This is a genomic window from Microcoleus sp. S13_C5, from assembly GCF_036700845.1.
In the GTDB taxonomy this organism is placed as follows: domain Bacteria; phylum Cyanobacteriota; class Cyanobacteriia; order Cyanobacteriales; family Microcoleaceae; genus Microcoleus.
On the sequence record NZ_JAUBPR010000013.1, the window covers coordinates 37,585 to 50,521 of the forward strand.

Here is a 12,937-nt window from a genome sequence, read left to right on the forward strand (position 1 = left end):
TTGTGGTGTGGGCATCTTGCCTGCACCTAAAAAGAAATCTATATGCGCTGGGTTATTTATTAACTAAAAAACGATGACCAATGGTATTTATATTTTAGCAAACGATGTTGTGTTCGACCACTTAGTCGCTTTATTAAACAGTCTCGAAGTCAACGGGGCAAAAAATATTCCTGTTTGTATCATTCCCTATGATAATCGAATGAAAAAAGTGCAAGTAGAAATTGCAACTCGTCCTCATGTCACCCTGTTTGAAAATACCGATTCAATCATTTTCTGGGAAGACTTTGCGACTCAAGTTTGGAAAACTCATGCAAAAGCTCAAAAAGTTTGGCAATCTAAAGGTTTAAAACCTGTTCAATGTTTGGAAATGCACCGAAAATTATGTTGTTTTGACGGCCATTTTGATAAATTTATTTATTTTGACGCCGACACTCTGTTAATGGGGACTCTAGATTACATTTATCAAAAACTAGATGAATTTGACTGGGTAGCAAACGATTTTCAATACAAATCAGACCTCAATTATATATTTGATTTATCCTCCCCAAAATTACCTCAAACTTTAAATTTGGACGAACTGCAATCTCATACTTTTTGTGCAGGTTGGTTTGCGTCAAAAGCGGGGGTTTTTAATCGAAATAATTGCTCTCAATTTTTAGAAAAATTAACATCAGGAGAAGCGGAAATCATGTCTTTACGGGGCGCTGACCAATCTTTACTTAACTATTTAGTCGCCCGCAGCAAAATATCTTTTTACAACTTTGCATATGCTCAACCCGAACAGGTAACGGGAAATCATTGGTCGTCTCAATTTCAGGTGATAAATGATGTTTTATATGATAAAGGACGGCGGCTTACTTATTTGCATTACATGAGTATTTCGGCTACCAAAATTAATCTATTGTGTGCTGGCGAAGATGTGGAGATTCCCTACCGAGATGTATTTCTGCATTACCGTTATTTGAAGTCACCGGAAAAATGCCCCCCACTCAAATCCCCAAGTTTGCTAGTGCGCGGATACAGAAATGCCAAAACCTTTGTCAGGCAAAAAAATATCAACTTTAGGTATAGATTGGCAAATACAGAAATGAATATTTTGCGAAAAGCTGGCCGAAAAATTCGCAGTTTACAACTCGAAAATAAAGTTTACCAACAGTATTACAAAATTATGATGGACTTGCGGACAAGCCCTCTAGGCGTTCGCTTAATTTCAATTCGGCGTCCGTCTGTGGCTAACAGAAGTAAAATATCTCTAGCTATTACCCATTTTAACCGTTCTAGTTTGGTTGTAGGTGCATTGTGCAATGCTTTGTATGACGATCGGATTGATGATATTATTATTTACGATGATGCTTCCTGCCGCGAAGAGTTTTCTAGGATGCAAGCAAATATAGCAAACTTGTCACCTAAGATTTCTATCCGCAGAGGTGAGCAAAATTTTGGTGCGTATAAAAGCAAAATTATGGCGATTTCCCACTGCAAAAATGAGTGGGCAATTATTCTTGACTCTGACAATGCCTTGAGCGAAACTTATGTCGATAGACTCTACCACATAACTGCATGGAATCCTAAGCTAATTTACTGTCCGACATCCGCCAATCCCTACTTTAATTTTAAATTATTTTCTGATACAGAAATCCATCTTGAAAAAGCACGAGAATTAATTCTAAATAATCCCAATCCTAAATTATTTCGCAATTTTATTAATGATGGCAACTACTTCGTCAATGTACAGAAATACCTGGATTGTGCCGAGGATAATCAAGATATTTGCGTGCAAGCTTCCGATGTCGCCGCTTTCAATTATTTGTGGTTGAAAAGTGGCGGCAGCTTGTATGCTGTGAGTAATTTAAGTTATTATCACCGGCAACATTCAGGTAGTTATTGGCTAAGTACAATGACGGATTCTAAAAAAGTTTTGAATAAAATTATCGAAGCCATTACTAATCACACAGAGTGCGATTTTTTCTAAAAAATAATAGTATAATCGCAGCATTTCGCTGGCAGAGAAATCTCAAAAGTAGGGGAATTCACAACATTAACAATGTTCAATTTAAGTTGCAGAATTTCTGGGATAAATAGTATCTAACTGTACAAAGACTGAATCCATTCCCATTCGCGCCTTAAACCTTCTTCTAAAGCAACCTGCGGCTGATAACCTAATATTTTCTGGGCTTTAGACACATCCGCGCTAGTGTGCCGCGCATCTCCCCTCGCAGCTTCGGTAAAATCTATCCGAATAGGTCGATCGACAATTCTCTCTATTGTATCAATAACTTCCTTTAAAACTACCCGACTTCCCCCACCAATATTAAAAACTTCTCCCGCAGCTTCCGCAACCTCAGCCGCCGCTAAATTCGCCGCAACGCAATCGCTGATAAACGTAAAATCCCGCGTTTGCAATCCGTCGCCGAAAATTGAAATCGCCTCGTCAAACAAAATCGATTTAAAAAACTTGTGAAAAGCCATATCGGGGCGCTGTCTCGGCCCGTAAACGGTAAAATAGCGCAGCGAAGTAGTCGGAAGACCAAAATTTTTGTAATAAAGCCCGCACAAACGTTCACCGGCTAATTTCGTAATTCCGTAGGGAGAAACCGGCTGCGGGCAAGCGTTTTCATTCGTGGGAAAAGATTCAGCATTGCCGTAAATTGAAGAAGAAGAAGCATAGACAAACTTTTGCAATCTTGGTGCATCTTTTGCCGCTTCTAACAATACTTGAGTGCTGTTAATGTTGCGTTCGGTATAGCTACGAAAACCGTCGCCCCAGCTAGCACGAACTCCTGCTTGCGCCGCCTGATGAAATATTACCTTAGCATCGGATAAAAGCGATCGCCAATTTACAGACAAAATATCGCCTTCCACCAATTCAAAACCCGGATACTTTTCAAATCGTGCAATATTCTTGCGCTTGAGTTCCGGATCGTAATAATCGTTGAACTCATCAACACCGATCACCGTCTCCCCTCGATTTAAAAGAGTTTCTACTAAGTTAGAGCCAATAAACCCCGCCGCACCCGTAACAATTAAAATACTCATTCGATTTTAGATTTTAGATTTTAAATTTTTAAAGTTTTACACAAATTATTGCCTAACTTGTCATTTTCTTCTTTCTCTTCCTCTGGGTTATCGGCGGTTCAAAAAGTCTCAAATTAGGATAATCCTAGATAACTATCAACCCCTTTGCTTTTCACAAAAGAGGTTGATAGTTAACTTTCATTGTTCAAAAGAATCTAAATCCAGCGCTTGGGAACCTCCGCGTTCTAACTCGATCAAAAGCTTACCTAGCTGAGTCCAAACTAGCCAGCCCGTGAGTACCGTCAGTGGCAAAGCTAGGGCATAACAAAGTAGTTTTGGGAAGCCAAAAATCTCCATCCCGGAAGCTAAAAATACGCAAATTCCGCCCGCCATTCCCAGAAAAGGTATGACCAATTGCAGCCTTGGCAGGTTAGCCAAAGTGCGAGTAGAACGATTTTTAGACCATTGTTGTACGGATTGTTTGAGAGTTGCTTCAAATGCTACGCCGGAGGCCATACCTGCTAGTAATCCAGCCGACATTAAAAAATAGGGAGGTTCTGGAAAATAATACACGAATAATTCCTTAATTTGGGTAATTGGAAATTGGGAATGGGGAATTGGGAATGGGGAATTGGGAATGGGGAATTGGGAATGGGCAAGAGTAGAATTATTTTTCTTCCTTCTTCCTTCTTCCCTCTTCCTTCTTCATGACATCCGTTACATCCGTTACAGAATCCGTTGCCGAACTTCCTTCTAATTAAAATCGAGTTAGCGCGGCTGCTCCTGCTGTGGAAAACTCCGTCAAAGCGCCTAGAGCAACGTTGAACAGGCGACCGGGCTGCAAATCTTCCTTGACTAAGTTCCACAGGCTGCGAACTTCTTCGGTGTGGATTCGATCGTCCTCAATCAAAGCTAACATTAGCTGGCGTCTCAAAAACGATCCTTCCTCGGACAGCAAAAATTGCAAGCCTAGTTGTGCTGTGGGGAGCAAGTCGAAACTGCGATCCGATCGGGCGATCGCGATCATGTCCTCTAACCTGTTCCACTGGAATTTGCCATCTTTGAATAATACCTCAATCAGACGCCGCCGCAGAGCCGGAGATTCTCCGTTCAACAAACGCCGCGCTACATAAGGATACGCCACCTCGACTATCTTGAAATTCGGATTCAGCGTCAGGGCCAAACCTTCTTCTGTCACCAGAGAGCGAATAATTAAGGCAAATTTCGCCGGCACTCGGAAAGGATAATCGTACATCAACTCCGAAAACTGGTCTGTAATCGTCTTGAAGTTAAAATCTGACACCTTTTCGCCGACGATATCACCTAATACAGATTCCAACGCCGGGACGATCGGCATAATATCTGTATCTGGTGTCAAAAAGCCAAGTTTGACAAAATCTTTGGCTAATTGTAAGTAATCTTTGTTGATCAAATGAACGACAGAATCAACCAAAGTTTCTTTAGTTGTTTCTTCCATCTGATCCATCATCCCAAAATCAATGTAAGCCATACGGCCGTCCGCTAAGGCAAACAGATTTCCCGGATGGGGGTCAGCGTGAAAAAATCCGTGTTCCAGCAACTGTCGCAAACCGCTGCGGACTCCGACTTCAATTAAACTATCGGTATCCAAACCTGCGGCTTTAACACTTGCCATATCTGTCAGCTTGATGCCGTCAATCCATTCGAGAGTCAGAACGCAGTTTGAAGTATAGCGCCAGTAAATGCTCGGAACTTTTACTGTCGGGTCGTCGGCAAAATTTGTAGCAAATTTCTCGGCGTTGCGGCCTTCATTGATATAATCAATTTCCTCGAATAATTTGATACCGAATTCATCGACTATTAAACAAAGGTCGTGACCGAGATTCAGCGGCAACAAGGGGCCCAACCATCCAGCCGCCCAGCGCATTAAGTAAAGGTCAAGGCTCAAGACTGGCAGCAAATTCGGTCGCTGAACCTTGACTGCTACTGCTTCCCCGGTGAGGAGGCGAGCGCGGTAGACTTGACCAAGACTTGCCGCGGCGACAGGTTCGGGGGAGATTTCGCTGTAGGTTTCGCTAATTTTGCGATCGAGTTGCGCTTCAATAATCTCGAAAGCGCGCACCGAGTCAAACGGCGGCAATTGATCCTGAAGTTTGATCAATTCTTCGAGAAAGTCTTTGCGGATCAAATCCGGTCTGGTAGAAAGTGCTTGGCCGACTTTAATGAAAGTGGGGCCCAAGCGAGTGAGTATTTGTCGCAGGTGGGTGGCTCGTTCCGGCTGGTGTGCTGCGACTTCGTGCTGCCAACTGTCCCACAGCATCCCTAGCACAAAGCCCGCAAAAGACCAAATAACGGTAATTGCGCGCCAAATTGCTTTCCAAGGACGTTTGCCGTAATACTGAGCGATCGCTTGTGGATCGTAGCGTCTAGCCTGAGTGAATTGATACTGAGGCACTCGTTTATTTTCCTCTTATCTTCTGAAAATTACAGGTTAAATTGAGAATTGGGCATCGGCCATCGGGCATCGGGCATTAGGCATCAGGCATCGGGCATCGGGGATTGGAAGTCGAAAGTTCAAATATTATTTATTCTTCGTTCTTCGTTCTTCCTTCTTCGTTCTTCCCTCTTCCCTCTTCCTTCTTCCTTCTTCATCATTGACCGATCGCATTGCAAGGTTTAGGCGAGCGGAAAATGCACCCGTTCGAGGCGGATTGCTAGCCTAAATTTGTTTCTTTTCATTAAATATAGTACATAAAAGTACAAGTGATCGGTCAAAATACTTAACAGCTCTCCCTGACCGCTGCACATTCTCACACCACTGCAACCCTGCAATTCTTTTCTCCTCCTGCATTTCCCTCGCTGATGCCATCGCGTCAAAGCTACCGGATGCGATCGGCCTTTGCCAAGCAATCTTTCAGCCCATAAATCGTCCGCTCTTGTTGATCCCTCGACAGTTCCGGGAACATCGGCAAAGACAAGACTTCGCGACAAACTTGCTCGGCCTGTGGCAACTGACCTGCTTGATAGCCCAAAGATTTGTAAACAGGTTGCAGGTGCAAAGGTAACGGATAGTAAACCATCGAACCGATGCCAGCTTCCTGCAACTGAACCCGCACCGAGTCCCGGAAATTGCCAGAGGGATTTTGCGCGTCTTCTGGACTTGTCAGCCGGATCGTGTATTGATTCCAAACTCCTTTTGCTTCGGGCAATGCTTTGGGGACGGCAACTCCGGGCACGCGGGAGAGAAATTCGGTGTAAAGTTCGGCTTTCTCCCGCCGCTGGGCGTTCCAACTGTCGAGATACCGCAATTTAATGCTGAGAATCACCGCTTGCAGGGCATCTAAACGGCTGTTGTACCCGATTTCTTCGTAGAAATATCTAGAAGACTGTCCATGTTCTTTGAGCATTCTCATCGAAGCTGCGAGGGCAGGATCATTTGTCGTCACCGCGCCACCGTCACCGCAAGCGCCTAAATTCTTGGTCGGATAAAAACTGAAGCATCCGACATGACCAATGCTGCCGACTTTTCGAGATTGCCACTCGGCCCCGACAGACTGGGCGCAATCTTCAATTACGGCTAAATTGTGCCGAGTCGCAATTTCCATCAGCCGAGTCATGTCTACCGGTTGGCCGAAGATGTGTACTGGCATAATTGCCCTGGTTTTTTCGGTAATTGCCGCTTCGAGGAGTTCGACATCCAGATTAAAAGTCTCGCTGTCAATATCGACAAATACTGGAGTGGCGCCGACGGCGCTAATTGTCTCAGCCGAAGCAAAAAAGGTAAAAGGAGTGGTAATCACTTCATCGCCAGGGCCAATTTTGAGAGCTCGCAAAGCCAAAATCAGGGCATCGGTGCCGGAGTTGCAGCCAACGCACTCGGAAACGCCGATGTAGTCGGCGAACTCTCGTTCAAAACTCTTCACGGCCGGGCCGCCTACGTAGCCGCCAGAGGCAAGCACTTTTTGCACCGCAGCGGTTATCTCGTCGCCAATCTGCGCGTATTGGCGGGTTAAGTCGAGGGGGGGAACATTATTCACTCTTCACACCATAAATTTCAAGCATTATCAAAGCAAATTCTTGCAGCAAAACTGTTTCTCAGAAACCTTTATTGCAATATCTTATATTTGGACAGGCAAACAATCACATTATCGAAAGGGTGGGCCGGTGTTAATTCTGCTAGATTTTACAGATTTGGGTTGGGCTTTGGGGATGGTGGCGATCGCGATCGGGCTTTCGGCGTGGCAGGGATTGGGGTTGGAGGGGGCGATCGCGATCGCGGCGGGGCGCACCCTGATCCAGCTAATCTTAGTCGGGTACGTGCTCGCAGTCATCTTTGACCCGGAGGGGAAAAATCCTTGGCTGGTTTTAGCAGTTTTAGCAATCATGCTGACAACAGCTAGCATGGTTGCCAGCAACCGCATCAGCAAAAAAATCAAGAACTTACTGCCCTTAGTTTGGGGTTCAATTTTGATCAGTACGGCCTTGACTCTCGCCTATACAAACTTGCTAATTTTGCAACCTGACCCTTGGTACGAACCGCAATACCTGATTCCTTTAGCGGGTATGATTTTAGGCAATGCCATGAACTCGGGGGCGATCGCCGGCGAAAGACTTGTGAGTACAGTTAATAGCAGCCAGTTAGAAATAGAAACCCATTTAAGTTTAGGTTCGACGCCGCAGCAAGCAGTAAAACAGTACCGCAAAGATGCGATCAAAGCTGGATTAATCCCGCTCTTAAATACAATGACGGTGGTAGGAATCGTAACTTTACCGGGAATGATGACAGGTCAAATGCTGAGCGGTGTCAGTCCTCTCGATGCAGCATCTTACCAGATTTTAATTATGTTTGTATTAGCGCTGGCAACTGTAATCGCAACTCTGCTGTTGACTGAGGGGTTGTCCCGGAAGTTTTTCAATCAAGATGCACAGTTGATAAAATGGTAATTGTTAATTGGTAATTGGTAATTGGTAATATAAGGTAGGTAGGAACTTGCATTTAGCCTTATTTTATTGAACAGGCTTTCCGGCCTGTTCCACACAGAGTGAGTTATCTTGTGGAGTGAGCCGAATAGCCCGCCCCACTCATCACTAAGGAGAATAGCCATGATTCAAATAGCAACTAAACCGCTAACTTTTGAAGAATTTGCGGAATGGAAGCCCGAAAATGCACGTTATGAACTGCACAATGGAGGGATTGTTGAAATGTCACAGCCATTAGGAAGACATGAGAAAGTTATCGGTTTTTCAGCAAGAAAATTGACCGTGGAATTCGATCGGCTAAACCTGCCGTACTTCATCCCCAAACAAGCATTAGTTAAGCCACCAGAAAACGAATCAGCTTATTCCCCCGATGTTCTGATCTTAAATGAAGCCAATTTAGCATCAGAACCTCTGTGGCAAAAGTTCTCGACTGTCACTAAAGGAGCCTCAATTCCGTTGGTTCTTGAAGTAGTTAGCACTAATTGGCAAGATGATTATCTAAGGAAAGTAGGGGAATACGAACTAATCGGCATTCCCGAATATTGGATTGTGGATTATCTCGGTTTGGGTGGCCGCCGATTTATTGGCAATCCCAAACAACCTACTATATCAGTTTATCAGTTAGTAGACGGCGAGTATCAAGTCAGCCTGTTTCGGGGAGATGACAACATCGAGTCCGCAACTTTCCCAGAGTTGAATTTGACGGCGCAACAAGTTTTTCAAGCGGGATTGACTGGGGATGAAATTGCTGGCGGTGCGTGAGTGTACACATTGCGATCGCTCTGACAGATTGTTCGCCCTCACCCACCCTACAACTACTTCGGTTCGTGGCTCGCAATCCGCTTGCCTTCGCCATCGTACACCTGCATCGGGATTTGGGCGTTTTCGGCGATCGCCTCCAAGGCTTTTTGCAACGTTTCAACGTGCTTTTCTACAGCTTGGCGAGTCTTCACAGCATTGTTGTTGTTTGCTTGGATGAAAGTTTGTTGCAGTTTCTGCACGTAACCTGGAGTCATCTGCACGGCAATCAAACCTTTGCTAACAGTATAGTCGCAAATCTTGGGGTTGCCTTTGCAAGTTCTATCTAAATCGGTGCGGGCTTTTTGCAGGTTTCTTTCTTCCTGCAACCTTACTTCTGCTTGCTGCAAGGAAGTTTTGTAAGAAGCGAGCAAGGGTTGGGCTTTCTGAGAATATGCAGTTGCTGCCGGCACTTGCTCCGCGTAACTCAAAGCTCTTCGCCAGTATTCAGATGCTTTAAACCAGGCGTTTTTGCCCTCGAAAATTTGAGCTTCCGCTGCTAAAGTCACAGCTTGAGTATACGCATTTTCCGAAATTCCTTCGACATTTTTGCGCTCGCGAGCGTCTGAAAGTTTGGTTTCGTATTTGGGAACAAGCAGTTTAGCTTGTTGGTAAGATGTCGTGCTCGTGGGAATTGCTGATAGGGTTTCGAGGGCTTCTTCCCAACCTGATTGCACTTGAGTCCAAGTCTCGGCTGTGTGAGCTACTGCTTCGCGAGCTTCGGCTATTTGGGCTGTACTTTTGGCGGCGAGCAGCGTTTTTTCGGCTTGTTTCTCTGTGCTTAACTGCCGATTTCCAGTTGCTAAATTTTTCCGGTATTCTTTTGACTTTTTCTGAGCAAATGGATAAGCTGGGCTGTCTGGGGGGATTTCTCCGAGTTCGGCGATCGCACTTTGCCACAGAGCTTGCGCTTCCTGCCCATTATCGGCAGAATAAGGGGGATTTTGGGTTTTCTGGGCTGCTGACTTTGCGAGGCGCGCTGCATCGATCACAGAGTTTAAATTCTGATTTTGCGAACGGTAGCTTTCCAGAGCGCTTTGAGCTTCACCGCGATGAATTGACCAGGAGGGAATCGGTTCTAAAAGGGCGATCGCCTGTTTTAACTGTCGCTGCGCTTCTTGGGGGGTGTTGGCAACTTTTGACGTTTTCAGCGTCTTCGTCGAATTCTCGCTCAACTGTTTGGCATTAGCTAAAGCAGGACATCCTCCGATGACGCAGGGGCGGCTCAGCAGGTAATAACCCCCTGCCAAAACTAGCGCCGCCATGCTGATGATTCCTGCAGCAGCCAGCATCGCAAACGGTGAATGCTTGGGTTGTTGGGGAATTGTTACCGCTTCCATATCCAGCGGATTGAAGGGATTGTCTCCAATATCTGCCGGGATTGCAGCTACCCTAAAGGCGATCGGCTCGGAATTGCTGGAACTCTCAGACACATTGGGGAAATATTCTTCATCCCACGCATCTTTCTCATCCGTTTCTAACGGTATCTCCTCCTCTACATCCCCCGCCGGGGTCGCATTTTCTGTTAAGACTATCCCGGTTTCTGCTGGCGGGATATTCTCTGTTTTTTTGAACAACTGCACTGTTTTGGGTCTTGACAAAACAGGGTTGTGCATAGTAAAAGAATGGAAAGCATAAGGCTGTTTTTGCCCGGTAATTTTCAGGCAAAGTCCAATCTGTTGAATAGATTCTGGTTCTATTTCAAGAATTGCTGCTTCTAGCACCGCAAAAGTCGGTTTGGCTTTGAGAACTAAACTGCGGGGGTGTTCTCCCACAACCGTTAAAGATTCATCTCGAAAATCACAACTAATATAAAGCGGTAAGTTTTTAAATCCGGCTGCTTGCAAGTGTTGCTGCAATTTTACTTCTAGAATTTGGGCGTTGCTTTGTCGCGTTGCTGCTGTCATATTTTTTCCTCTCTCTGATATCACCACTTTCGATTTTAGATTTTGGATTTTGGATTTTAGATTGCAGAACTGTCGGGATTTTTGATTGGTTTGAACTTGGGCACCAGTTCCTTCCAAATCTTAAATCTTAAAATTCAAGTTGCAACAAAATCTTAACTCTCAAATCTCAACTTGCAAGGCGTGTCCATAACTTTCGCTGTAATAAACTTGACTCACGTCAAAACGCCCGCCATATAGTTTTAAAGGTGCTGCTGCATAACCAAGGGGCAGCAAACAGCAAACATCTACTTCTTCGGGAATTTGAAAGGCTTCTTTCACCTTAGCGCTGACAAAACCTTCCATCGGACAACTGTCTACCCCAAAGCTTTTAGCTGCAATCATTAAGTGAGCTACTGCGAGCATTGTATGTCTGTTTGTCCAAGTTTCTAGGGACTCGAAGCAAGGACGGTGCTCGAACAATTGCGGGATTGCTTGTCGCATATAACCGGCTAAATTGTCATTCATTGCCCCTGTGGCTTTGCCCAATTCGATGACGGCTTCGGTGTTTTCGGGCCCGGCGGCGCGCCGATCGCCACAACAGATTAATACTGTTGGGGCTTCTACCACTTGGCGCTGATCGAAGGCGCAAGCTTTTAATTTTTCCTTGCTGGCTTGGTCTTGAAGTACAATAAACCGCCAAGGCTGCAAGTTGTAACCGGAGGGCGATCGCACTCCCAATCGCAAAATCTCTGCCAATATTGCTGGGGGAATCGGATCGGGTTTGAAGCTGCGGGCGGCCCGGCGGCTTTCGATCGCGGTTTTAACATTAATTGAAGGTTGGATTTCAATTGTCATGAATAATCCTCATGGGTAATTGGTAATCGGTAATTGGGCATTGGGCATTGGGCATTGGGCCTTGGGATTCGGGCATGGGGCATTGGGCATTGGGATTCGGGCATTGGGATTGGTAACTTAAAAAAGTTGAATTGTTGTTCTTCCTTCTTCCTTCTTCCCTCTTCCTTCTTCCTTCTTCCTTCTTCCCTCTTCCTTCTTCCTTCTTCCTTCTTCCCTCTTCCTTCTGCCTTCTTCCTTCTTCCTTCGTCATCCCAAGCCCAACTCGCGCTTGAGCAAATTAATCGACTTAGAGCCGATGTAATTTTCGGAGCATATCAGTTGCGGGGGACGAATAATATCTTCTCTAGCCGCATTGATGGCAGCTTTTACTGTAGCAAAACTCGGTTGGTCGCAAAAAATTGTTCTGGCCGATCGCACGATCGAGTTAATCTTGTACTCATCTGACACCAAGGCCGTCATCACCAGCAAATCCTCTCCCCGGAGGCTGTGGATGATGACTTCGGTCGATCGCAGCATTCCCGGACTCAGGCTGACGAGGCCTAAATAACTATCTTTCGGCAAACCCCCCACTAACTGGATTTCCTCGCTGTAGTCGTAGATGTCTACGGGAATAACTCGCACCGAACGCGGTGCCGAAATCGATTCTGCTTCTCCGATAAAATATCGACTCGTGATCACAGTTCCCGAAGAAATTTGATCCAAAAAAGTACCTAGCTGTTCCATCGGCACTAACTGTATGGGAATGCGAAGAGCTTGTTCGAGTTCTTTCGCCATCAGTTCACCCACGCCGATGTCTTCTGTGGGGGCTGTGACGACCACGCGGGCGCTGCACCTGAGCCGCCAGTCAATTTCGGCCAAAAATAATTCCCTCGCTTGGTTGAGCGTACAGCCCTGTCCCAGCAGTTGATCGATACTTCCTTGCACTATTTTGTTGGCAAGGGGATATTCTTCGAGGATCGGAGATTTGAGTTTGTTGCCGTGTTCGTTGCCTTGAGCACGGACGTAAATGCCCGATCCTGCTTGGGCTTCTACGAGTCCGGTATTTTCGAGCTGGCGGTATACTTTGCTGATGGTGTTGCGGTGCAAACCCGTCTGCATGGCTAGCTGTCTGGTGCTGGGCAAGCGGTGTCCGGGCGGAAATTGTCGCGAGGCGATCGCAAACCTGATTTGATTGAATAGTTGGGTGGATGCTGGAATATCGCTATCGGTTTGAATATGAAATTGAACCATTATTAAAGGCTCCGACGACTTCAACTTAGTATTTTTATAACGTCGAGTACCGCGCCTAGGATTGCTCGGATATCTCTGTCTATAGCATAATCTTATTTGGTTGATCTGCAGCAGCCGTTCTGCCACAGGACGATCGCGCCTTCGAGGCGATCGATCGCCGCCTCGGGAGTTTCCCTCAACAATCAGGTACTTTC

General features: G+C 45.6%; 11 protein-coding genes. 3 read left to right on the plus strand and 8 right to left on the minus strand.

Annotation, left to right across the window (positions count from 1 at the left end; translation table 11 throughout):
- The first annotated feature begins 73 nt into the window (after nt 1-73).
- Nucleotides 74-1,972, plus strand: a complete 1,899-nt coding sequence (locus tag QUA04_RS05875; RefSeq protein WP_333254695.1) for a glycosyltransferase family A protein — start codon at nt 74-76, stop codon at nt 1,970-1,972.
- Nucleotides 1,973-2,085: 113 nt separating this feature from the next.
- Here QUA04_RS05875 and QUA04_RS05880 read toward each other — a convergent pair whose 3' ends face one another.
- The 4 genes from QUA04_RS05880 to QUA04_RS05895 form a co-directional block, all read right to left on the minus strand.
- Nucleotides 2,086-3,036 (minus strand): NAD-dependent epimerase/dehydratase family protein, encoded by a 951-nt coding sequence (locus tag QUA04_RS05880; protein ID WP_333254697.1) that lies wholly within the window; start codon nt 3,034-3,036, stop codon nt 2,086-2,088.
- A gap of 177 nt (nt 3,037-3,213) precedes the next feature.
- Nucleotides 3,214-3,588: a hypothetical protein gene (locus tag QUA04_RS05885; RefSeq protein ID WP_333047934.1), complete on the minus strand. Its 375-nt coding sequence runs from the start codon at nt 3,586-3,588 to the stop codon at nt 3,214-3,216.
- A 184-nt stretch (nt 3,589-3,772) separates the two neighbouring features.
- Nucleotides 3,773-5,449, minus strand: coding sequence for an AarF/ABC1/UbiB kinase family protein (locus QUA04_RS05890; RefSeq protein WP_333254700.1), 1,677 nt, complete (start codon nt 5,447-5,449; stop codon nt 3,773-3,775).
- 424 nt (nt 5,450-5,873) lie between these two features.
- A complete protein-coding gene (locus QUA04_RS05895) occupies nt 5,874-7,031 on the minus strand; it encodes a DegT/DnrJ/EryC1/StrS family aminotransferase (RefSeq protein WP_333254702.1) in 1,158 nt (385 codons plus the stop codon).
- Nucleotides 7,032-7,158: 127 nt separating this feature from the next.
- Here QUA04_RS05895 and QUA04_RS05900 point away from each other — a divergent pair, with 127 nt between their 5' ends.
- Both QUA04_RS05900 and QUA04_RS05905 read left to right on the plus strand, forming a co-directional pair.
- Complete coding sequence (locus QUA04_RS05900) at nt 7,159-7,938, plus strand: ABC transporter permease (RefSeq protein WP_333104365.1); 780 nt, start codon at nt 7,159-7,161, stop codon at nt 7,936-7,938.
- 159 nt (nt 7,939-8,097) lie between these two features.
- Nucleotides 8,098-8,736, plus strand: a complete 639-nt coding sequence (locus QUA04_RS05905; protein ID WP_333254704.1) for a Uma2 family endonuclease — start codon at nt 8,098-8,100, stop codon at nt 8,734-8,736.
- Nucleotides 8,737-8,789: 53 nt separating this feature from the next.
- On the opposite strand, the gene QUA04_RS05910 is transcribed toward QUA04_RS05905, so the two are convergent.
- From QUA04_RS05910 to QUA04_RS05925, 4 genes are all read right to left on the minus strand, one after another.
- Nucleotides 8,790-10,679, minus strand: a complete 1,890-nt coding sequence (locus QUA04_RS05910; protein WP_333254707.1) for a hypothetical protein — start codon at nt 10,677-10,679, stop codon at nt 8,790-8,792.
- A gap of 159 nt (nt 10,680-10,838) precedes the next feature.
- Nucleotides 10,839-11,513 carry a nitroreductase family protein gene (locus QUA04_RS05915; RefSeq protein WP_333254709.1) on the minus strand — a complete coding sequence of 225 codons (675 nt, stop codon included), beginning with the start codon at nt 11,511-11,513 and terminating at the stop codon, nt 10,839-10,841.
- On the minus strand, nt 11,503-11,763 hold the full coding sequence (locus tag QUA04_RS05920; RefSeq protein WP_333254713.1) for a hypothetical protein: 261 nt from the start codon (nt 11,761-11,763) through the stop codon (nt 11,503-11,505). The genes QUA04_RS05915 and QUA04_RS05920 overlap by 11 nt, the downstream gene beginning before the upstream one ends.
- Complete coding sequence (locus QUA04_RS05925; RefSeq protein WP_333254716.1) at nt 11,760-12,743, minus strand: GntR family transcriptional regulator; 984 nt, start codon at nt 12,741-12,743, stop codon at nt 11,760-11,762. The genes QUA04_RS05920 and QUA04_RS05925 overlap by 4 nt, the downstream gene beginning before the upstream one ends.
- Nucleotides 12,744-12,937 lie beyond the last annotated feature (194 nt).